We start from the raw sequence: 22269 nt of genomic DNA, 5'->3' as shown, positions 1-22269 counted from the left end.
GCGGGCGGACGGCCTTGCTCTACCGAGCTACACCATCACTGGGGACACGACCCGCTGGTGAATGCGGCGCTGGCGCGGACAAAATAGCGGCGACAACGAAAATATCGAAAACAACCCCATGCAAAGTAGCCTTGAGGTGAACAAAGTAGTCTTGGGGTGAACAAGGCTGCCTGACACGCGTCCGCGTCGAAGCTGTTGACGACAACTGCAAGTCGCACCTTGATCAACAAGCATAGATTGCTGTAGGATACCAAAATAACTTTTGGTTACATTGATTTTTCAAGCCTTTTTTGGAGCGCAGCAATGGCAGTTCGCTATCGCGCGTTGGTCAGTGGCGGTTACTATTCGGATAGGCCTTTTGATCGGACGTTGCCCGTTTCAGTCCGCTGCAACAATCCCGGCGCCGTGAACGGTGCAGCCTGGGAGAGACGATACCCCGGGTATGTCGATACGGTCGAAACAACTCCGGGGAACAAGACGACGATCTTTGAAGCCCCGGAGTATGGCGTCGCCGTGTGGTGGGAACTGCTACGGCGCTATGCGCGCAGAAACATCACGACAGTTGGCCAGATCATTACCGCGTATGGCGGCGGGCAAGATTATTCTAACTATGTGAATTTCGTTACGCGCAAGACCGGATTCAGCGCACGGAAGAAAATTGCCCTCGACGACAATGCCGCCTTGTTGTCGTTCGGGAAGGCAATGTTTCACTACGAGGCTGGCAGGCCGACGCCGCTGAAGGATGAGCAGATCGACTACGGTATTCGCCTGGGGCAGTCGAAGGGATCAAGAGAACTCGCCGGCGACGTGCCCGTCATCGCAACCCTGCTTGATGACCGGACTGCGTCGCCTGCGCCGTCGCCTGAGGTCTTGCCGCCGGTACGCGCTGAGAGTGCCCTGTCACTGGACACGCTGGAGGGCGTCAAGGCCATCCAGGCAATACTGACCAATTGCGGCTACCTGGATCCTCCCGCCGACGGCGGCTACGGCCCGGTGACGAAATGGGCATTGGGCAGGTTTGCCCAACGCGCACGATTGGGCCAGTTTACCGGGCTGACGCCGGAGATCGTCCACGCGCTCACGCAGGCGGAGCAACTCCCGTTGCTTCCGGGTGCTGATCTCGCCGGCCGAATTGCCAAGGCCATGCTGAGAAATGGCTACTGGATCGCGCGCGATCCGGACTGCGTGAACATCGTCTACATTGAGGGGATGGATCCGAACGGCGAACCGAACGACAATCGCAACAATGTATTCAACGACCTTCGGATCACGTTCCGGGTGAACGCACATGGCGTTCCCGAAATCGTCGGAAAGTGGGAGGCCACAACCGAGCCCAGTCGCAAGTGGACACTGACTCCGATGAACCCGGACGGTGCGTTTCACATCAAGTTCGGACAGTACAAGGCCTGGATCAAGGGTTGGTATCACACCCACGATGCGTTGATTCAGGCCGGCCAAATCGAGGGCTATCGCGACCCGCTCAAGACTTTCAAGAGAGATTTCGATCACCCCGTCAAAGGGTCGGAGTTCGGCGTGCACCATCATTGGGGCTATGACCTCCCGCACAACGATATGGGGAAATCGAGCGCTGGCTGCCTGGTCGGTCGTGCGACGGCGGGCCATCGGGAATTCATGTCGATCGTTCTGAAGGACCCCCGGTATCGCGCAAATGGTGCCTATCGCTTCATGGCGGCAATCCTGCCGGCCGGCGATCTCTCTTCTTGACTCGGCTCGCACGATAACGGCGAAGCCGTTGCGCGGCGATGATCGACCGGCCTACCTGTTCCTGTTCACCGGCTTGCGCTTCTCGATGAACGCCGCCATGCCCTCGGCGCGGTCTTCCAGCGCGAAGGTCGAGTGGAACAGGTTGCGCTCGACGTTCATGCCTTCGGACAGCGGCGTCTCGAACGCGCGGTTGATGGCTTCCTTGGCCATGGCGGCGGCGGGACGCGACATCGAGGCGATCTTTTCTGCCGCCGACAGCGCTTCTTCCATCAACTTGTCGGCCGGGACGATGCGGCTGACGAGGCCGGAACGCTCGGCTTCCGCCGCATCCATCATCCGTCCGGTGAGGCACAGGTCCATCGCCTTGGACTTGCCGATGGCGCGGGTCAGGCGCTGGGTGCCGCCGATGCCCGGGATGGTGCCGAGCGTGATCTCGGGCTGGCCGAATTTCGCGGTGTCGGCGGCGATGATGATGTCGCACATCATGGCGAGCTCGCAGCCGCCGCCGAGCGCATAGCCGCTGACGGCCGCGATGGTCGGTTTCCGGCAGGTGGCGACGCGGTCGCCGCCGATCGCGGTAAAGTCGCTGGAGAACATGTCGATGAAGCCCTTCGGCTGCATCTCCTTGATGTCGGCGCCGGCGGCAAACGCCTTTTCGCTGCCGGTGAGCAGGATGCAGCCGATGCCGTCGTCGGCCTCGAGATCATCGACGGCGGCCGCGATCTCGCGAAACACGCCGAATGACAGCGCATTGAGCATCTTCGGCCGGTTCAGCTTGATGATGCCGACCGCGCCCTTGCTCTCGACTATGATGTGTTCGAACGTCGCCATGATCCACCCCGGATAACCGATCTGGCAGCAATGTGCCTGCTGCCGGGGTGGGCTTCAAGTAGGCGGGAATAGAGACATCTGGACGCGGCGGCGCCGCGCCCGCTTCGCGCGACTGGCTTATGCCATGAACATGCGCGCGGCCGAGGCCACGGTCAGCAACGTGCCGACGGCGATGAAGACCTTTCCGATCAACGATGTCCTGTCCAGGGTGGAACTGTCGTTGCTCGCGCTCTCCGACATCGGCCTGGAGGTCGAAGCCATTACCACCCCCTGGGTGGCAGGCGTCGGCGCGGAAGGGGATTCCTGCAACGCACGGTCGGCGTCGCTGAGCTGGTCGGAGGCATCCGCCGGGGTCTCCGCCTCGGCCGGCTTGTCCGCCGTTGCTGCCGACATGCCGTTGGCGCTATCGGGGGACGCATCGGCCGCGGTCATTTGCGCATTCGCATTGGCCAGCCAGCCGGGAACCGCGGGCGGCGCAGCGCCGCTTGCATCGGCGACCTGCTTTTCCTCGACCTGCTTGCCCTCGGTAGATTTCGACGCCGTGCCGGTGGATTTGCGATGGGCGTGCCGGTGACGCGAACCCTGCCTGACGGACTTGCCGGATGGCGCACCCTCCGACTTCGAGACGGCAGCGCCGTCCTCACCGGCAGCCATCGCCGGTGCAGGTCCCGCCAAGCTCATCAGGAGTCCCGCTGCAAAAAGCAGGGCCGATCCTGCGCTGGCTCTGATCGTCATCTGGAAACTCCCATTGGCCGCCGCCCTGCACCGAAATGAGACTGCGCCGGTGACCACAGCACGGCGGAAAGAGGGTATATTCGGGCCACACCGGGCAAAAGCTGGGCAATGGTATTGCAGCGGACTTTTGCCCACGGGCTTTTTGGCCGCCTCCCGATTTCCCGACGGAGGGCGGCGGCGGGTGCGGGCTCACGCGATCGATGTTAAGAGCCTGCCATCCGCAGCCGGCGCGCCGATTCCTCCTCGCGCGGCGCTGCGGAGGATATTCGATCACGACTTCGTGATCGGGACGGTCCTGATGTAACAAATTGAAAGTTCGACCGAATTGCAGGGTAGGAGCGCGGGTGCGCGAGCGGGATGACGAATGGACCGGCCTGATGCGGTCGGCCATTGCAGGCGACAGTGCGGCGTATCATCGCCTGCTCAAGGCCGTCACGCCGGTGCTCCGGGCCGCGGCGCGCCGTGGCTTGGCGCGGGCCGGGCAACCGGTCGATCAATCCGAGGATATCGTGCAGGACATTTTGCTGGCGGTGCATCTGAAGCGGCATACCTGGGACGCCAGCGCCCCATTTGCCCCATGGCTGTTCGCGATCGCCCGCAACAAGCTGATCGACGCGCTACGTCGCCGCGGCCGGCGGATCTTCGTCGATATCGACGATTTCGCCGAGACGCTGCCGGGCGAGACCCCGGCCGAGTCGGCGTCGGCAAGCGAGGTGGCGGCCCAGCTCAAGACGCTGCCGGTGCGACAGCGCGAGGTGCTGCAGTCGATCGCCGTCGATGCCGCCTCGATCAAGGATACGGCGATCAAGTTTTCGATGAGCGAGGGCGCGGTGCGGGTGGCGCTGCACCGGGGGCTGGCCAGCCTGACGGCGAAGCTGCGGGAACACTGAAATGGATACCGATCAGCTCATTCGATCGCTGGCAGAAGACAATACGCACCGCGCGCGCCCGGTCGGCTTCGCGCTGATGCTGGCGCTGCTCGCCGCGGCGCCGGTTTCGCTGTTGATGTTCTTCACCGAGCTCGGCGTTCGGCCGGACGTGATGGTGGCGATGCACAATCCGTTCTTCGACCTGAAATTCGCGGTGACCCTGGCGCTGGCGATCTCGGCGATTGCCGTCAGCCTGCACCTGTCGCGTCCCGAGGCCTCGCTGCGCGGGTTCGGCTGGCTGCTGCTGGCGCCGGTCGGAATCCTGGCTGCCGCGATCAGCGGCGAGATGATGATGCCGCAACGCTTGCCGATGATGACACGGCTGGTCGGCAAGAACTCCTGGGTCTGCATGACGGCGATCCCGGGGCTGTCGCTGCCGCTGCTGGCCGGCGCGCTGATCGGACTGCGTCACGGCGCGCCGTCGCGGCCGGCCGTCGCCGGCGCCGCCGCCGGACTGCTGTCGGCGGGACTGGCGGCGACGCTCTATGCGTCGCACTGCACGGATGACTCGCCGCTATTCGTGGCGACCTGGTACACCATCGCAACCGCGCTGGTGACCGCGATCGGCGCGCTCGCCGGAGCGAAGCTGCTCAGGTACTAAAGCGCGATGAGATTGGGATGAATCGTCATCGCGCTTTAGATTATTGTTTGAGCATGATCTTTTCGGAAAACCGCTGCACACTTTTCCGGATCATGCTCTAGGTACAGGCCCGCTCGGCGCGTTCTGCTGCATGCGGTGGAAGCGCAGCACCTGCTGCGCCGTCGACGGCCGCAACCGCTCATAGGTATCCTGGCTGGCCATCAGATCGGTCGGCTCCGCGCCCGACAGTTCGTCGCGCATCCTGATGATGGTTCGTACCGTCGGCCATGACAGCCCGGCGACCTTGGCCAGGATCATCACGCCCTCGGCCCGACTTTCGACCATCATGTTCTCGGCGATTGCCACCGGCATGTTGGCGAGCGCCGCGATCGAGGCGTTGGCCTCGTCGAATTTTCCGGCTTCGGCAAACGCGGCGACCTGGCGTTCGTCGAGCCGGCCGTCGTCGTAGAGCGACTTGACCAGCGCATGCGCGATATCGGTGTTCCTGGTGATCGTCGAGGTCGCCGAGCGGGCACGCCGCGTCGCTTCCTTGACCGCGGTCGGCACCTCGGCCACCTGCCTGGGATTGGCTGCCTCCAGCCGCTGCCGCACCGTGGCGGAGGCCTTGGCCAGCAGTTTCAGATAGAGATGCCGCGGTACCGACGGCCGCAGGCCGACGGAGGCCGTGAGATCGTCGTTGCCCTCGGCACGATCGACGAGACGGGTGAAGCCGCGCTCGGTGAATTCCGCGCCGGGATTGTTCACCGCAGATCGCACGACGTCGTCGTTGCCGCGCTGGACCAGCACGTCGGTGACCGCGCCGCTCAGCGTCCTGCGGGTCGAAATCGCCATCAGATGCGCCTGGCTCTTGCAGCGCGCATTCTCGATCAGCGTCTTGTCGTCGAGCCGCGCCGATTGCGACAGCACCGGGCCCGCCACCTCGATCACGTCATCGAAGGCCAGCGCGCGAATGGTGAGCGGCGGCGCCGTGTCGATCGGAGCGAGACGGTTGGCCAGCAGCATCTTGGCCGATGTTTCAATGTGATCGATCAGGCACTGGAAGACGTCGTCGAACAGCCCGACCTGCTCGTCCGAATAATCGATCGCGCCATTGATGAAGAGATCGGTCACCCGCCGCAGGGTCTCTACCCGGCGTGCGACGGTGCCGTGCGTAAGCGTGGACTGCAGCTCATCGAGCAGATGGCCGGAAGAGGCAGGTATTGCGGCTTTCAAAATCATGACTCTATCCTGGAGCAAGACCGGCGGCGACTTCTTCGCCACCGGAGCTGAAATATGTTGGATCAGGCGCTGGCTATGCGGTTGCGCCCCTGCGCCTTGGCTGCATAAAGCGCGCTGTCGGCGCGCGCGAGAAATGTGTCAGACGTTTCGTTCGGATTGAGCGTTGCAACGCCGGCGGACATGGTCACCTTCATGCCGGGCGAGAATGCGCTCCAGTCGAGTTCGGCGATCATGGCGCGCAGGCGGTCCACCGCACGCGCCGCGCGCTCGGTCTCCATGTCCGGCAGCACCAGCAGGAATTCCTCGCCGCCATAGCGGCCGAAGCGGTCGACGCTGCGGATGTTGGCGAATGCGGTGATTGAAAACGTGCGCAGAACCTCGTCGCCGGTCGGATGGCCGTAGGCGTCGTTGATGCGCTTGAACCAGTCGAGGTCGATCAGCGCGATGGAGCAGGGCGAACCGCTGCGTCCGGCCCGATCGATTTCCTCCTGCAGCATGCGCATGATGCTGCGGCGGTTGGATGCGCCGGTCAGCTCGTCGATTTCGGCAAGCTCCTCGATCCGCTTGTACGCCGCCTTCAGCTCGAAGCTGCGGTCGTAGAGCATCTTGCGCATGGTCGAGCCGTACAGCCCGACAAAGGCGCATTGGCCGATCGTCAGCACGAAAGAAAGCATCGCGGCGACGCGTTCGGTCGGGGTGGTGATCGGCAGGCCGATCGGGGTGCTGGTAAAGAGGAAGATCGGCGCCAGGCCGATCATGGTCAGCGTCCAGGAGGTGATCGCCTGGCGGGAAGTCATCCGCAGCGCACCGAATCCGAAGATCAGGAACACCACGCTCAGGAAGAAAAATCCGATCTGCGGGGCTGCCAGCAGAAAGCAGAGCTGGAGCGCGACGTGGCCGGCGACCTGGTAGATCGTGAGATAGTGGTCCTCGAAGCGGTCGTTGAAATGCGCTTCCGACAGCACGACGAAGACCGAAAGCAGGCCGACGCCGCAAACGAAATACGCCGAGGGCAGAATGAGCGGGATGCTGCCGGCGTAGCAATAGACCAGCATGACCAGCGTCATGAGCACGTAGCTCACGCCCTGGACGGCCAGCATGTGGCGGCGCTGGCCGACCCGGCGCCTCAACATTTCCGGCGGCCTGAGGACGACGGGCGCGGTCGTACTCTGGGAGCCTTGCCCCTGAAGCAATGAAGCCGCGCTGCTCATGTCCCGTCGCTGTTGGTGTCTGCCGACGAAACTTTAGGAATAAAGCCTTTAGGTTTGGTATCTTTCGGGATCGAATCGGGTCCGTTAGAACCCTGTCAGTGCACTGTTTTCCCAATGGAATCTGCCGGATTCCGATAGTACGGTGCCTAACTTAGCGACAACCTGCGGCGTCAGGCGGCTGCTGCCCTGCCGGTGAAGCCTTGCTAAGGTTGCGGTGGCGCGTCTTTTGGAAAGTGTTTCCGTAATATGGTACCAGCTTTGGGACTCAGCTCGCTTCTGCCGGGGACATGGCCCGGCACCGCTCGTCTGTGGGGTAGGTCACACATGCAACTACGGCATTGCCGTATTGTGAATAATCTCACTCTTCACATCGAACCGCAGGCCACCTCCGTCCGACCAACGTTGCGAGACGGCCATTGAGCGCGGCACAGGCGGCTTCAGACGACGTTCTGATCGCTCGGATCGCTCAAGGCGACCGGCTCGCCATGCAGGTGCTCTATGGAAGGCACCATGTCAGGGTGTTCCGTTTCGGGCTTCGGCTCGTAAGGGATGAACAAGTCGCGGAGGATCTCATCAGCGAGGTTTTTCTCGATGTGTGGCGTCAGGCCGGCAAGTTCGAAGGCCGCTCCGCCGTTACCACCTGGCTGCTGGCGATTACCCGGTTCAAGGCCCTTTCGGCACTTCGGCGCCGCAAGGACGTTGGATTGGACGACGAGACCGCGAACGCGATCGAGGATACGTCCGATGATCCGGAAGTGGCCGCACAGAAGAAGGATACGGGTGAGGCGTTGCGCAAGTGCATGACGGCACTTTCGCCGGAGCACCGGGAGATCGTCGATCTCGTCTACTACCACGAGAAGTCCGTGGAAGAGGTGGCCGAGATCGTCGGAATTCCGGAGAACACCGTCAAGACGCGCCTGTTTTATGCGCGCAAGAAATTGGCCGAGTTGCTCAAGGCAGCAGGCATAGAGCGAGGTTGGCCATGATGGCTGCGAGCAGGCAAATGCTGGATCAAGAGCCCGGCGAGATCGAGATGCTGCTGCCGTTCCACGCGGCCGGCACCCTGAACGCGCGCGACGCTCGCCGCGTCGAGGACGCGCTCGCCAGCGATCCCGCGCTCGCCCGGCAGTACGCCGTCATCCGCGAGGAATATGCCGAGACGATCAGCCTCAACGAGAGCCTCGGTGCGCCGTCCGCGCGTGCCATGCAGAAGCTGTTCGCCGCCATCGATGCCGAGCCGGTGCGCGAGCCGCAGCGTTCGGTGAGCCTGTCGGTGCACGTATCGGAGTTTTTCGCAAGCCTGTCGCCGCGAACGCTCGCCTGGTCGGCAAGCCTCGGCGCCGTGGCGCTCGTGTTGCAGGCCGGCGTGATCGGCGCGGTGCTGATGAAGAATCAGACCGCCTCGTTCCAGACGGCATCGCTGAGCATGAACGAGCCGTCGTCCGGGCCGATTACACGCGGTCTCGAGAGCGGCCTGGCGCCGGCGCGCGTATTGGTGCGGTTTACGCCCGAGGCCCGCATCGCCGACATCACGGCGCTGCTCGACAATTACCAGGCCTCGATCATCGACGGCGCCAAGGGCGGCATGTTCCGCCTGCAGTTCGGCAAGGCGATGAGCAAGGACGAAACCGCCGGCCTGATCGCGAGGCTGCAGCGCGAGAAGATCGTCAGCCTGGCGGTGGCGACGCCGTAAGTCCGCCGCGCGGGACGGTCAAGCCGAGGTCCCATGGTTCATGATCGCAAGAGTTCGCGGCCAGGCATCCTGCGTATGGCAGGGGCGATGTCGGCCGCGCTGCTGCTGCCATTGATCGCGGTCGGACCATCCGCGGTGCAGGCGCAGAGCATCATGCGCACCCCCAATCTGAACGTTGGCGCGCGGGTACCCACCATCAACCCGACGGTGGCGCCGCGCATCAACCCCACGATTGCCGCCCGGCCGAATGTGAGCGTGGACAGGGTCGCGCGCACGCCGCCGACCCGGATCGGCACCATGAGTTCGACCCTGCGCGTGCACCCCGGCGCCGGCGTGCAGTCGACGCTTCCCCATGCGCGGCTTTCGCCCAACCTGTATCCGGGCTGCCAGGCTGCGATGCGCGGCCCGGGTGGCGAGTGCTTCGATCGTCCGGTCACATCGGCCGGAGGAGGCGGCGGCGACAGCACCTCGGGCAGGAAGGGCAAGGGCGGATCGGGCAAGAACAACGCCCAGGCCGCGGTCAATCTGAGCGCGGTCAGGAACGAGCTCGTCGCCGAGATCGACGGCGCGCTATCCGACACGGAAGCGGATGCGCTGGCCCGGCGTCACGGCCTGGAGCGCATCGCCTCGCAGAGCTTCCCGCTGATCGGCGGGACCATCGGCCTGTTCCGCATCGTCGATAACCGGCCCGTGGACACCGTGCGCCGCCAACTTGCGGCCGATGGCAGCGTGCGCTCGGTGCAACTCAATTTCCGCTATGTCCTGCAGGACCAGAAGAAGCCCGTGGTCGAGGGCGACGCCGCGCAATACGCGATCGCCCAGCTCAGGCTGCCGCAGGCGCACGCGGTGGTCCGCGGCATGAACGTCACCATCGCGGTGATCGATTCCGGTATCGACGCCAGGCATCCCGAACTTGCCAATTCGGTTTCCGACAGTTTCGACGCCCTCGGCAGCAAGGAAGGCCCGCATACCCATGGCACCGGGATTGCGGGTGCGATCGTCGCGCACGCCAGGCTGATGGGCAGCGCGCCGGAGGCGAGGCTGATCGCGATCCGCGCCTTCGCCTCGGGATCGAAGGGCGCGGAGAGCACCTCCTATGTGATCCTCAGGGGATTGGACTATGCGGCGCAGCATGGTGCGCAGATCATCAATATGAGCTTTGCCGGCCCCAAGGATCCGCTGATCGAACGGGGCATCGCCGCGACGGCGGCCCGCGGGATCCTGATGGTGGCCGCGGCCGGCAATGCCGGCGCGAAATCGCCGCCGCTCTATCCAGCCGCCAATCCGAACGTCATCGCGGTGAGCGGCACCGACGCGCAGGAAAGGCTGTTTGCAGCGTCGAACCGCGGCAACCACATCGCGATCGCTGCACCCGGCGCGGACATCTTCCTGCCGGCGCCGGATGAAAAATATCAGATCACCTCGGGCACCTCGTTCTCCGCCGCCTATGTCAGCGGCGTGGCGGCGCTGATCATGGAGTGTAATCCGGCACTGAAGCCGGGCGATGTTCGCGCCATTCTGACCAGCACGGCCCGCGATCTCGGCGCCCCCGGCCGTGACGATCTGTTCGGCGCAGGCGAGGCCGACGCCTTTGCCGCGGTGACCGCGGCTGCCGCGGCCCCGGGGCTTCCGCTCGCCGCGGCCTCCGGCAAGCCGGCTGAAAAAGCTCCGGCGCTCGATCCGGCCGCAGATAACGCTTCCGTGAGCCGGGCGCTCAACGAACCCCCGCCGTCGACGGCATCGGAAAAATCGGCCGCAAACGCCGCCAAATAGCGCCGATACGCCGCATTTCGCGGCAATCGCTCCCAAACACGAGGTTAAAAAAATCCTCCGGCGTTTTGAACGTCCGGCGACGGTGCCGCGACTTATCAATGTGGGAGCGGTAATCCCTCCCCAATGGCTATATTCGGCGCGAGCGCCCATCCACCCCAAGCGCCCATATGGCTTGACCCGTCCGGTTGTCCCCCCGGACGGGTCTTTTATTTTCGGCAAATGCCTTTCAACGAAGTCGCGCGACACGCGGTGCCGCGTTCACCGCAGTTACACGTTTTTCGCTTGCCAGAACGGTGAACAATTATTGCGTGTGTCATCGCGAGTGGCATCGTCGGGCGTGCTCTGTGGATAGAGCAGGTAAACTCCGTATTTGTCCGGGTGCTTTCGATCCTTTTGCGCTTTAGTAGCTTTCGCGCACTGGACAACGAAAAAGTTTTCCACAGAATATCCTGGTCATCTCCAAACTGATTCGTCGCTGGTTGCGTCTGCGTCCGTCTCTCTCTTACGGGCTAATTTATGGCACATCCTGCAGACGTGGCACGCGGCCGCAACATCGTTGCGCGCTGGTGCAACCTCGCCGAGCAACGGCTGGACTACCTCACTGAACTGTTCGAGACCGGGCGCTGGCGCCGCTTTCACAGCGAGCGCGAATTTCTCGAAAACATCCAGGAGGCCAAAGCCGCGGTCGCAACGTGGCGCGATCTCCTGAACCGCGAGGCCTCGCTCGACAACACGACGATCGACCTGGCCTGGCTTGGCCGCCGTGGAACCTTGCGGCTGCCGCTGACGCCGCTGCCGCGCGACGAGGGGTACCGCCGTCCGATTGTGTCGCTTCAGCCGCAAGCGGCGCCGATTGCCGCCGCGCCACCGCCGCGCGACATGCCCGCTGACTTCCTGGTCGCGCTGGAGAACCGGATCGCCGTTGCGGAAGACGCTCTGCCCGCGCCCGACGTGGTCGCGCTCGACGAACTGCCGGTCCCGGTGCTCGATCTCGACGCGATGAAGAATCGCTATCCGCTGCTGCGCAACGCGCTTTAGGCAGCGGCGAACGGCGCAGACTAGCGCCGCACCGCATTGCCGCCGACCACGACCTGCACATGGCGCTGCGCGCCCTCGGCCGACAGATCGGTCGTGATGGTGCGGGCGTGGTCGAGCCCGACCACGGCGCCGCGCGGGGTTTCCGAGATCATGTTGTTGCTGACCAGCGCCGTGCCGGCGCCCGGCAGCACCGAGACGCCGACGCCGACGAAGGCGTTGCGGATCACGTTGCCCGTGATGGCGACATCGCGGAGATATTTGCCCCAGCCGGCGATGATGCCGAACGACGGCGCGTTCTCGACCACGTTACCCGTAACCGTCGTATCAGCTTCGACATAGATGCCGATCCCGGCGTCGTCGTCGGGCGCGGTGCCGATCGGCCGCTTCGGCAGCAGGTTGCGGATGATGTTGCCCTGGACCACCGCGATGCGGCCGCCCTCGTTGAAATTGCAGACGGAGACGCCGACGGCCGCGCCGTCCACGGTGTTGTTGGCGATCACGGCGGCCTCGAACGCAAATTCCGAATAGAGCGCGACCTCGCGGACATTGCTGACGCTGTTGTCCGTGATGTGGATGTTGGACGCCGAATTGCCGCGCACCGCCGAATAGTCGCAATTTTTGATGCGGTTGCCGCGCACGATCACGTTGCCGGCGCGGAATGCGTTGATCGCGTTGCCGTACTGCCCGGAGCCGCCGGGGCCGGCCTTGATGTCCTCGATGCGGTTGTCCAGAACCAGCGTGCCGTCGTCGCCGATCGCGGTGCGCAGGATCTCGATGCCGTTGTCGTTGGTATCGATGATGGTGTTGCGCGAGACGATCAGGCCTTTGCCGTCGAACGACACGACGGCGGTGGCCGCGATCTTCCGGAAGATGTTGTTGGAGATATCGCCGGAGACCTGCTCGAGCCAGATGCCGTTGCCGCCGCTTGCTGTGATTTCGCAGCCGGCGATGCGCACGTCGCGGCCGCCGAGGCAATGGATCAGTCCCTGGCGCGGCGGCAACGGGATATTGCCGCCATCGAGGGTCAGGCCGGTCAGGCCGAGGCTGCCGGCGCTTTCGCCCAGGAACATCGAGCTGCCGCCGGTGAATACAAGTTTGGTCGCGCCGCGCACGCCGACCAGTTGCGTGCCGTTCGCAAGCCGCAGCATGCCGGTGCGATAGACGCCCGGCGGCAGCGCCAGCGGCGCCTGCGCCCGCGCCGCCTCGTCGATTGCACGCTGCAGCTTGGCCGTCTGGTCATCCGGAGCGCCCGGACGCACGCCGAATTGCGTGACGTCGCGACCGAACGTGGAGGTGAGGGGTGCCGCGCGGGCGGCGTCGGGCGACATCGCGAGCGCGCCGGCCACGCCGGCGGCGGACCCTCCAATGAGATGGCGGCGGTTCATGTCCATGATGAGTGGCCTTCGCGCTCCAGACATTCGCGTTTTCCCCAGGTATCGCGGAAATCCGGCTCCGCTTGGTGAAGATGCGGGGCGGGAGCGGTGATTGTTGGGGGTAGGGTTAATCATCCCCGTCGTCCCGGGTTAGCCGGCCCTTCTTGCCAGCCGCACCATTTCCAGCAGCATCGCTTCGCCGGCGTCGACCAGTTCCTCGAGCGTGATGCGCGGAGAACCCTTGCGCCTGACGGCGCCGGCGCGCGCCAGCGGCGGGATGTGAACGAAGGCGGCGAGACGGGGGCCGGTGTCGGCGCCGGCCGTCTCGATCGCGCGCCAGCTCAGATAGTTGCAGAGATAGCTGCCGGCATCGCGCGAGGCGCGGGCATCGAGGCCGGTGGCTTTTGCCGCGCGCAGCAGCTTTGCGGTATGCGGCCCGAACCTGCGCGCGTCGGCGGCGGCGGCGATCGAACCTTTCCGGACCCGCGTCTGCGCGGCGTCGGGCCACAGCATGGTGACGGCGTTGCGGGCGCGGGTTTCGATCCGCAAGTATGGAGTTCGCGAGGCGAGGCCGAACATCAGCAGCGCATGCGGCCTGTGCTGCAGGAGTGCGAGCGGCAATTCGCGATCGACCGCGGCATAGGTGACAGGAAAGATGTGGCTGGAGAGTTCGACATCGCCGAAAGCGGGGCGACGCAGCCGCGTCAGGCGCGCCACCAGCGGCTGCGTCGGGTTGTGGGGCGCGCCGGGAAACGGGCCGAAGCCGGTGACGAGAACGCGCAGTCCTTCGCTCACCGCAGCCACTCCGCGATCTGTTCGGCCGCGAGCGCCGGCGTGATGCGGCCCTCGGCGACGTCGGCCTCGGTCTTCTTGACCCTGGCGCGGATCGAGGGGTCGGAACGCAGCCGCGCCATCATGCGCTGCTCCAGCATCGACCACATCCATTTCACCTGCTGCTCGCGCCGCCGGCCTGCAAATTCGCCCGAAGCGTTCATCGCAGTGCGGTGATCGACGACCTTCTGCCACAATGCGTCCATGCCGATGCCCGTCAGCGCCGAATAGGTCACGACCGGCGGATGCCAGTGCTGCGAGCGCGGCGTCAGGATATGCAGCGCCGAGCGATATTCCGCCGCCGCCATGTTGGCGCGCTTGATGTTGTCGCCGTCGGCCTTGTTGATCGCGATCATGTCGGCAAGCTCGACCAGGCCCTTCTTGATGCCCTGCAATTCGTCGCCCGCGCCGGGCAGCATCAACGCCAGGAAGAAGTCGGTCATGTCGCAGACCGCGGTCTCGGACTGGCCGATGCCGACGGTCTCCACCAGCACCACGTCGAAGCCGGCCGCCTCGCACAGCAGCATCGCCTCGCGGGTCTTGGCCGCGACGCCGCCGAGCGTGCCTGATGAGGGCGAGGGCCGGATGAAGGCGGCCTCCGAATTCGCAAGCCGCGCCATCCGTGTCTTGTCGCCGAGGATCGAGCCGCCGGTGCGGGCCGAGGAGGGGTCCACCGCCAGCACCGCGACCTTGTGGCCGCGCTCGATCAGGAACATGCCCAGCGCGTCGATGGTGGTGGACTTGCCGACCCCGGGCGAGCCGGTGATGCCGACGCGGAATGCCTTGCCGGTCTCAGGCAGCAGCGCCTGCACCAGGTCGCGGGCGGCGGCCTGGTGATCTCCACGCCGGCTCTCGATCAGCGTGATCGCGCGCGCCAGCGCCGCGCGCTGGCCGGCACGGAGGTCCTTGGCGAGCTTCTTGATGTCGAGGGAAGCAGTTTTCGGCAGGGTCATGCCGCTGGTTTACAACGGCCGTGCCGTGCAGGCGAGGGGCCTGCACGGGTCGTTCACCGGGACGACGTGGCGGGGACAGGTCCGCGCTTCATCTTGCGCCACACCCAGACCAGCACCGGCCAGATCAGCGCGCCGATCGCGAAGGCGGCGAGGATCGCCGCGATCGGCCGCTCGAAGAACGGCAGCACGCTGCCGTCGGACTTGATCAGCGAGGTGACGAAGCTCTGCTCGATCATGGTGCCCATGACGATGCCGAGCACCATGGCGGCGACCGGATAGCCGTTCTCCTCCATGACGTAGCCGATGACCCCGAAGGCCGCCACCGTCACGACGCCGAACATGTTGTTGCCGATCGCGAAGGAGCCGACCGCGCAGCACAGCATGATGACCGGCATCACGCTGGAGCGCGGCGCGCGCAGCACGAGGCTCGCCAGGCGGATCATGACGATGCCGAACGGGATCATGATGACGTTGGCGATGATGAACATCAGGTAGATCGCGTACATGCTCGACGCTTTTTCGGTGAACAGCGTCGGCCCCGGGTTGAGGCCCTTCATGTAGAGCACGCCGATCGCGATCGCCGCGATGGTGTCGCCGGGAATGCCGAACAGCAGCGAAGGCACCCAGCCGGAGGCGATGCTGGCATTGTTGCTGGCGCCGGCCTCGACCAGGCCCTCGACATGGCCGGTGCCGAACTTTTCCGGTTCCTTGGAGAAGCGTTTCGACATGGCGTAGCTGACCCAGGCCGCCATGTCGGCGCCGGCGCCCGGCAGCACGCCGATGATGATGCCGATGATGTTTCCGCGCGTCATCTGCCAGTGATATTTCCTGGTCAGCAGCCACTGTCCCGCCATGATGCTCCCGAACCTGCGCCGCGGGATCGGCGGCGGCTCCGGCGTCAGCATCGCGCGCATCACCTGCGCCACCGCGAACACGCCGACCAGCGCCGGGATCGGCTCGATGCCGCCGAGCAGGTTGGTGACGCCGAAGGTGAAGCGGGGAACGCCGCCGGGATTCTCGATGCCGACGCAGGACACCAGCAGGCCGATGAACATGCCGGCGATCGCCTTCACCGGCGAGGAGCGCGCGACCAGCGTGGCGCACATCAGGCCGAGCAGCGCCAGCCAGAAATATTCGAAGGTCGAGAACGACAGCGCGATCTCGGCCAGCGGCGGCGCCAGGATCATCAGCGAGAGCGTGCCGGCGATGCCGCCGACCGCGGAGAACCAGACGCCGGCGCCGAGCGCCAGTTCCGCCTCGCCCTTGCGCGTCATCGCATAGGCTTCGTCCGCATAGGCCGCCGAGGCCGGCGTGCCGGGGATGCGCAGCAGCGCGCCGGGGATGTCACCGGAAAAGATCGCCATCGAGGAGGCCGCCACGATGGTGGCGATCGCGGCAATCGGCGACAGATAGAAGGTGACGGGAACGAGCAGCGCGGTCGCCATCGTGGCGGACAGCCCGGGCAGCGATCCGATGACGAGGCCGTAGACCGATGCCGCCAGCATCGCAACGATGACTTCCCAGGTGCAGATCAGCGAGAAGGCTTGGCCGAGTGTATTGAGCATCGATCACCAGGGCATCGGCAGCAGCCCGGCCGGCAACGGCACGCGCAGCAGTTTGGAGAAGATCAGGTGAATGCCGATCGGCGCCAGCGCGGCGAGCGGCAGCGACAGCTTCCAGCGGGCACCGAGTGCGGTGGAAGTAACGTACACGATCAGCCCCGCCGTGATGATGAAGCCGAGCAGGTCGGCCGCCGCCACATAGAACAACAGCAGCGCCGGCGGCAGCAGCGCGCGCAGGCCGTAGAACCTGCTGGCCGGAGGCGGCGGCTGGCCGCCCTCGACCGGAATCAGTTCTTCTTCCTCTTCGAAGCTGTGGCCGATGCCGAGCGCGATGGCGAGCCCGCACAGTGCGAGGCCGGTTCCGATCACCAGCGGAAACACATTGGGTCCGACCGGCTGGCCGGGCACCGGGGGCAACTGCCAGCCGCCATAGGCGGCGGCAGCGCCGAGGCCAACGAGAAACAATCCCGTGACGCGATCGGGAAGACGCATGAAGTGGCTCCGCAGAGGACGATATCAGCCGACGAAGATCAGGCCTTCGAGAGACCGGCGGCCTTCATCGCCACGCCCATCTGGGCATCGCCCTTGTCCATGAAGGTGGCGAATTCATTGGCATCGCCCCAGACCGTCCCGAAGCCGCGGTTGCTCATGAACTCCTTGAACTCCTTGGAGTCGTAAACCTTCTTCAGCGCCGACGTCAGCTTGGCCGAGACATCGGCGGGCAAGCCCTTGGGGCCGGCAATGCCGCGCCACGCGCCGGTCGAATAGTCGATGCCCATGGCTTCCTTCAGCGTCGGCACGTCGGGGAAGGCCGGGTTGCGCGTATGCGACATCAGCGCGAGGCTGCGCGCCTTGCCGGCCTCGATGATGGCGCGGGCTTCGGGCACCGAGCATGTCGTGAGGTCGAGGCCGCCGGCCGCGAGGTCCTGCATCGCCGGCGCGGCGCCGTTCGAGGGCACCCAGGCGACATGGTTCGGCGCCAGTCCCATCGCCTGCATCCAGCCGACCAGCGCCAGATGCCAGATGCCGCCCTGGCCGGTGCCCGAAGCCTTCATCTTGCCCGCGGGCGCTGCCTTGATGGCATCGGCGAGTTCCTTCACGGTCTTGTAGGGCGAGGTGGAACTGACCTGGATGCCGGGCGGGTCCTCGTTCATCAGCGCCAGCGGCGTGTAGCTCTTCGGCGCGAGTTCGGTGAGCCCCTGCCAGTGCATCATCGAGATTTCCACCGTCAGCATGCCGATGGTGTAGCCGTCGGGCGCGGCGGTCGCGATCGCGGAATGGCCGACCACGCCGGAGCCGCCGGTGCGATTGACCACGTTGAAGGGCTGGCCGAGATCCTTCTCCAGCAGCGCCGCCACGATGCGCGCGGTCGCGTCGGTGCCGCCGCCGGCGCCCCAGGGCACGATCACGGTCACCGGCCGGGCCGGATAGGCCTGCGCCAACGCCGGCTTGAAGCCAAATCCGGCAACGGCCGCGGCAGCCGCGGATGAAGCCGCAAAGGCGCGGCGCGTGATCTTCCTGGACATCGGTGATCCTCCCTGCGGCATCCGTGAAGCCGGACGCTCTTGTGATGCGCCATTCTAGGCGGCTTTGCGCTGGGGTCGCAAGGCGTTGGCTGATGATGCGGGCATGCTGCCGGTGGGCATCTCGCCACAGCCGGAAATCGGGTGGCGGCGATCAGGCTACCCGAAATAGGTATCCATGTGCGGCTCGCCAATCGGGCCGCGATCGACCGCAGAGAGAACCATGACGACAGCCTATTACAGCAGCGTGCTGAACCATCCGCTGGAAACCGTGTGGACCTTGATCCGCGATTTCAACAACTACCCGGCCTATATCGACGGCGTCAGCGAGAGCATCATCGAGGACGACAAGGGCGGTGACGAGATCGGCGCCATCAGGCGCTTCTGCTATCTCGGCAACTGGATCCGGCAGCGCCTCGCCGGTCACTCGGATGAGGCGCATTCGCTGACTTATGCGGGGATCGAGCCGCTGCCGTTTCCGTCCGAAGCGTCGACGGATACGCCCGCACCGACGCGCTACGAAGGCACGATGCATTTGCGTCCGGTCGTCGCGGGCAACCGAACCTTCATCGAATGGACCGTGACGCTCGACACCGCGCCTGACGACGCCGAGCGTTGGCAAACGCTGTTTCAATCCTGGATTCCGGATTGGACGCATTCGCTCGAACGGGCGCTGGGCCGTGTACCCATGAACCCGGCGGCGTGATGCGGCGAAGGCTGCATCCGCTTTGTCCCGATGGCGACTCAATGTCATGCGGCGCAGCATAACACCTATTCGATCACCTCATCGGCACTGGCGAGAACGGATGGTGGGATTGAAAGACCGAGCTTGTTGGCTGTCTTGAGATTTAATCTCATCTCAAATCTGGTTGGCACCTGCACGGGAAGCTCTGCTGGGTTAGCGCCGTGGAGGATGCGGTCGACGTAAAGGGCGGCACCAAGAAACAAGTCCTCGTCGACCGGCCCGTACGAGAGCAGGCCACCACTCTGAGGAGGAAGCGTTTGATCAGAGACCGCAGGCACATTGTGTTGGGTCACGAGCGATATGATCTTTGCGCGATGGCCAACCATGAAGCCGTCCGACTGGACGATAAGGCCACCGCCCGGCTGTTGTGCCAGCATCGTGATTGCTGTTTCAATTTCGGCCTCGCTGTGAACGGGTACTGTAAGTGGTACAACGTCAAGGGATCGCGCGGCCGCCTCGAACGAGGGGAGAAAATAAGAACCACCTCCGGGCGCAGTATTGGGGTTAAAGATAATTGCGACGCGCTTAACGCTGGGTGCGATCTCCTTGAGAAGTTCTAGCCATTTGCCTCCCATTGTCGGCTCAAGATTAATGAACCCGGTGATATTTGCGCCGGGATGAGACAGGCTCGCGGCGAAGCCAGCCCCAACCGGGTCGGAAACAGTTACAAATACAATTGGAATGGTTCGTGTCTCTCGTTGGAGCGCTGCGGTCGCAGGAGTGGTAGCTGTGACAACTAGGTCGGGTTTCAGAGCAACCAACTCTTTCGCGAAGGCCTGCATCCGTTCAAGATTTCCCGCCCCCCAGCGAACATCAAATCGGATGTTGCTGCCTTCTCTCCAGCCCGACTCGCGAAGCCTTTGTGTAAATTTGGCAAGAAGGAGCTTTCCCGAGGGATTGCCTTCCTCCCATCCGATCAGGATGCCAACCCGTCGTATGCGCTCCTGCTGCGCTCGTGCAGCGAACGACCACACGATTGCAATAGTCGAACCAGTAAGAAGTTCGATGAACTCCCGCCGTTTCATTCGATCACCTCGTCAGTGACGCGCGGGACGGACTGTACCTGGTTTCACGTGCAATTAAAGCGGTCATCTGACTGAGATTGCGCCACGTCCGCTTAGACAAACAAAGCGGACTTCCATCGACCCGACCTCAAAGTCGGCTCAGGGCCCAGAAGACGACCCGGTGTGTCCTTCAACACCAAACGGCTTACAATCACGCGCTGCGACAAACTCGCGCTATCTCGCAGAACAACCTTCCACGCCAGCAGCCCGCGATTGCGGGATGGGTTCGCGCTGGCGAAGGCTTCGGCCGGCGCGCGAGTAATACTAAGCATTACCCGAGCTACTAAACGGAAGAACACGGACTCGCTTGCCGGTCGCCTGAAAGTAGGCATTGGCAACGGCCGGGCCGACAGGCGGGACGCCTGGTTCTCCGACGCCGGTCGGCGGCGCCGATGACTTGACGAGATGAACCTCGACGCTCGGCATCTCGTTGAGGCGCAACACGTCATAGCCGTCGAAATTGCCTTGTACGACTCTGCCCTTGTCGAGCGTAAGCTCCGATTTCAAGATGGCACCGAGGCCAAAGCCGATGCCCCCTTCCATCTGCGCCCGCACCTGGTCGGGATTGACAGCGACGCCGCAATCGACAGCACAGACCACCCGGTGAACGCGCGGTATGCCTCCCTTGCCCACCGAAATCTCGGCAACTTGCGCCACATATGAGCGGAAGGACTCCGCCACTGCAATCCCGCGATAGCGACCGGCCGGCAGAGCTTTATCCCACCCGGCTTTTTCCGCCGCGAGTTTCAGTACCGCGACGTGGCGCGGCTTGTCCTTCAACATCGCCAGGCGGAACTCTACCGGGTCTTTCCCGCCGCTGTGCGCCACTTCGTCGATGAAAGTCTCGAGCGCGTACGCAGTGTGCGTTGAGCCCACCGCGCGCCACCACAGGACAGGCACCTTCACATCCGTCGTTGTCAGGTCGATCCGGACGTTCGGGATGGCGTAAGGCTGGTTGGCGACCCCCTCGACAGAGAGGGCGTCGACGCCCCCCTTTACCAAGGCTTGCTCCAGCAACGTGCCCTTCGCTATCGACTGGCCGACAAGCGTATCGCGAAGGGCGATCAAGTTGCCGCTTTCGTCCAGCGCGGCCCTCAGCTTGTGGACGAAGGCTGGTCGATAGCGGCCGCCGCGCATATCGTCCTCGCGCGTCCATTGCACCTTTACTGGCGCGGTCCAACCAAGCGCCTTGGCAGTGGCAACCGCCTCGACGATGATATCGGCATCGGGCGTGGCGCGGCGGCCGAAGCCGCCACCGGTCTTCATCACCCGGAGAATCACCTTGTCCGGAGTCACGCCGGCGACCCTCGCCGCAACCGCCTGATAGAGATCTGGCATCTGATGCCCGCCCCAAACCTCCAGCGTACCGTCGGGGTTCATTCGCGCCGCGGCATTGATCGGCTCGAGCGGCGCGTGAGCCAGATAGGGAAACTCATAGCGAGCCTCGATGACTTTCGCGGCCTTGGCGAATGCGACGTCAACGTCGCCAATGTTGGTCGCGACCACCGCGCCGTCATCGTCGGAAGCAGCCCTGTACTCGGCAGCCAGTTCCGACGAACTCCGCTTCTCGGCTTGAGAATCATCCCATTCGACAATGACGGCGTCACGGGCCTTCATCGCCTCCCACATGCCACTCGCGACGACGGCGATCCCAAGCGGCGTCACGACTACGTCAGCGACGCCCTTCATCTGCTTGGCTTTCGATGCGTCGAAGCTTTTGAGCGTTGCGCCGAATAGAGGCGGGTGGATCATCACTGCGGTCAGCATGCCCGGCTCTCGCAGGTCGATCGTATATTGCTGCCGTCCATTCGATTTTGGCGCAGAGTCATAGCGAGGCAACGTCTCGCTGCCGATATATTTCCAATCCTTCGCGTCCTTCAGCGCGACGTTTGAGGGTACTGCCGCAACCGCGGCAGCGGACGCCAACGCGCCATAGGTCGCTGACCTTCCGGACGGATGACTCACCACACCTTTCTCGACCTTGATCTCGCTGTCTGGAACGCCCCACTGAGCCGCTGCAGCCGCAACGAGCATGGCTCGTGCAGTCGCGCCTGCGCGCCGGTAGCGCTCCCAGGACGAAGCGGTGCCAGTCGAGCCGCCGGTGAACTGCATTTTTCCACCCAGGCGGACGTTTCCGTAGAGCGCCGTGTTGCCGGCACGGCCCACAACCGTCACCTTCGCCCAATCCGCGTCCAGTTCCTCCTGAACAAGGCTGGCGAGGCCGTGGTAGATGCCTTGCCCCATTTCCATATGAGCGGAAAAGACTGTTACCGTCTCGTCGGGCGCGATTTCCACATACCCAGCAAACGGGTTAGCCGCAGGTTTCTCCGGGTCCTGCGTGCTTTGGGCGTGGGCGGCAAAGCCGACGATAAGGCTTGAACCTACGGCGGTCGCGCCGATGAGGAACGAGCGACGGGAGGGGAATGTGTCTTGCAGGAGGCGTACGGATGCCATGTCGATCATG

The 22269-nt window shown here is 64.4% G+C and carries 20 protein-coding genes; 8 read left to right on the top strand and 12 right to left on the bottom strand.

Annotated elements, in window-relative coordinates; translation table 11 throughout:
* Positions 1–303: 303 nt before the first annotated feature.
* Positions 304–1725 carry a peptidoglycan-binding protein gene (locus tag V7E26_RS11805; RefSeq protein ID WP_324415975.1) on the top strand — a complete coding sequence of 474 codons (1422 nt, stop codon included), beginning with the start codon at positions 304–306 and terminating at the stop codon, positions 1723–1725.
* 51 nt (positions 1726–1776) lie between these two features.
* On the opposite strand, the gene V7E26_RS11800 is transcribed toward V7E26_RS11805, so the two are convergent.
* Positions 1777–2556: an enoyl-CoA hydratase gene (locus V7E26_RS11800; protein WP_324415973.1), complete on the bottom strand. Its 780-nt coding sequence runs from the start codon at positions 2554–2556 to the stop codon at positions 1777–1779.
* Between the two features lie 117 nt (positions 2557–2673).
* A complete protein-coding gene (locus tag V7E26_RS11795) occupies positions 2674–3237 on the bottom strand; it encodes a hypothetical protein (RefSeq protein ID WP_324415971.1) in 564 nt (187 codons plus the stop codon).
* A gap of 398 nt (positions 3238–3635) precedes the next feature.
* Here V7E26_RS11795 and V7E26_RS11790 point away from each other — a divergent pair, with 398 nt between their 5' ends.
* Both V7E26_RS11790 and V7E26_RS11785 read left to right on the top strand, forming a co-directional pair.
* The gene (locus V7E26_RS11790) at positions 3636–4181 is read left to right on the top strand and encodes a sigma-70 family RNA polymerase sigma factor (protein ID WP_324415969.1); all 546 of its coding nucleotides are present in this window, start codon (positions 3636–3638) and stop codon (positions 4179–4181) included.
* A 1-nt stretch (position 4182) separates the two neighbouring features.
* Positions 4183–4821, top strand: coding sequence for a DUF1109 domain-containing protein (locus tag V7E26_RS11785; RefSeq protein ID WP_324415967.1), 639 nt, complete (start codon positions 4183–4185; stop codon positions 4819–4821).
* Between the two features lie 90 nt (positions 4822–4911).
* Here the strand turns inward: V7E26_RS11785 and V7E26_RS11780 are convergent, their stop codons facing one another.
* Together V7E26_RS11780 and V7E26_RS11775 are read right to left on the bottom strand one after the other, a co-directional pair.
* Positions 4912–6039 (bottom strand): DUF2336 domain-containing protein, encoded by a 1128-nt coding sequence (locus V7E26_RS11780; protein WP_324415965.1) that lies wholly within the window; start codon positions 6037–6039, stop codon positions 4912–4914.
* 62 nt (positions 6040–6101) lie between these two features.
* Complete coding sequence (locus V7E26_RS11775) at positions 6102–7172, bottom strand: GGDEF domain-containing protein (RefSeq protein ID WP_324415963.1); 1071 nt, start codon at positions 7170–7172, stop codon at positions 6102–6104.
* Positions 7173–7666: 494 nt separating this feature from the next.
* On the opposite strand from V7E26_RS11775, the gene V7E26_RS11770 reads away from it, so the two are divergent.
* The 4 genes from V7E26_RS11770 (at position 7667) to V7E26_RS11755 (ending at position 11754) form a co-directional block, all read left to right on the top strand.
* Positions 7667–8236, top strand: a complete 570-nt coding sequence (locus tag V7E26_RS11770) for a sigma-70 family RNA polymerase sigma factor (protein ID WP_324415961.1) — start codon at positions 7667–7669, stop codon at positions 8234–8236.
* Positions 8233–8943 carry a hypothetical protein gene (locus V7E26_RS11765; protein WP_324415959.1) on the top strand — a complete coding sequence of 237 codons (711 nt, stop codon included), beginning with the start codon at positions 8233–8235 and terminating at the stop codon, positions 8941–8943. Before V7E26_RS11770 ends, V7E26_RS11765 begins: the two co-directional genes overlap by 4 nt.
* Positions 8944–8976: 33 nt before the next feature.
* Entirely contained in the window at positions 8977–10716 is a 1740-nt protein-coding gene (locus tag V7E26_RS11760) for a S8 family serine peptidase (protein WP_324415957.1), read from the top strand.
* Positions 10717–11232: 516 nt separating this feature from the next.
* A complete protein-coding gene (locus tag V7E26_RS11755; RefSeq protein WP_324415956.1) occupies positions 11233–11754 on the top strand; it encodes a TIGR03809 family protein in 522 nt (173 codons plus the stop codon).
* A 20-nt stretch (positions 11755–11774) separates the two neighbouring features.
* On the opposite strand, the gene V7E26_RS11750 is transcribed toward V7E26_RS11755, so the two are convergent.
* From V7E26_RS11750 to V7E26_RS11725, 6 genes are all read right to left on the bottom strand, one after another.
* Entirely contained in the window at positions 11775–13145 is a 1371-nt protein-coding gene (locus V7E26_RS11750) for a TIGR03808 family TAT-translocated repetitive protein (RefSeq protein ID WP_324415978.1), read from the bottom strand.
* Positions 13146–13277: 132 nt separating this feature from the next.
* Positions 13278–13922 (bottom strand): pyroglutamyl-peptidase I, encoded by a 645-nt coding sequence (locus V7E26_RS11745; protein ID WP_324415954.1) that lies wholly within the window; start codon positions 13920–13922, stop codon positions 13278–13280.
* Entirely contained in the window at positions 13919–14911 is a 993-nt protein-coding gene (gene meaB, locus V7E26_RS11740; RefSeq protein ID WP_324415952.1) for a methylmalonyl Co-A mutase-associated GTPase MeaB, read from the bottom strand. Before meaB ends, V7E26_RS11745 begins: the two co-directional genes overlap by 4 nt.
* 53 nt (positions 14912–14964) lie before the next feature.
* Positions 14965–16476, bottom strand: coding sequence for a tripartite tricarboxylate transporter permease (locus V7E26_RS11735; protein WP_324415950.1), 1512 nt, complete (start codon positions 16474–16476; stop codon positions 14965–14967).
* Between the two features lie 3 nt (positions 16477–16479).
* On the bottom strand, positions 16480–16965 hold the full coding sequence (locus V7E26_RS11730; RefSeq protein ID WP_324415948.1) for a tripartite tricarboxylate transporter TctB family protein: 486 nt from the start codon (positions 16963–16965) through the stop codon (positions 16480–16482).
* A gap of 38 nt (positions 16966–17003) precedes the next feature.
* Positions 17004–17999: a tripartite tricarboxylate transporter substrate binding protein gene (locus tag V7E26_RS11725; RefSeq protein WP_324415946.1), complete on the bottom strand. Its 996-nt coding sequence runs from the start codon at positions 17997–17999 to the stop codon at positions 17004–17006.
* 220 nt (positions 18000–18219) lie between these two features.
* Here V7E26_RS11725 and V7E26_RS11720 point away from each other — a divergent pair, with 220 nt between their 5' ends.
* Positions 18220–18702, top strand: coding sequence for an SRPBCC family protein (locus V7E26_RS11720; protein ID WP_324415945.1), 483 nt, complete (start codon positions 18220–18222; stop codon positions 18700–18702).
* Between the two features lie 65 nt (positions 18703–18767).
* On the opposite strand, the gene V7E26_RS11715 is transcribed toward V7E26_RS11720, so the two are convergent.
* Positions 18768–19766 (bottom strand): ABC transporter substrate-binding protein, encoded by a 999-nt coding sequence (locus V7E26_RS11715; RefSeq protein WP_324415943.1) that lies wholly within the window; start codon positions 19764–19766, stop codon positions 18768–18770.
* A gap of 303 nt (positions 19767–20069) precedes the next feature.
* Positions 20070–22268 (bottom strand): xanthine dehydrogenase family protein molybdopterin-binding subunit, encoded by a 2199-nt coding sequence (locus V7E26_RS11710; protein WP_324415940.1) that lies wholly within the window; start codon positions 22266–22268, stop codon positions 20070–20072.
* Between the last annotated feature and the right edge of the window lies 1 nt (position 22269).

The organism is Bradyrhizobium sp. (assembly GCF_036735945.1).
In the GTDB taxonomy this organism is placed as follows: Bacteria; Pseudomonadota; Alphaproteobacteria; order Rhizobiales; family Xanthobacteraceae; genus Bradyrhizobium.
The sequence above is the reverse complement of the archived record's forward strand: the minus strand, read 5'-3'. Positions and strand labels throughout refer to the sequence as shown.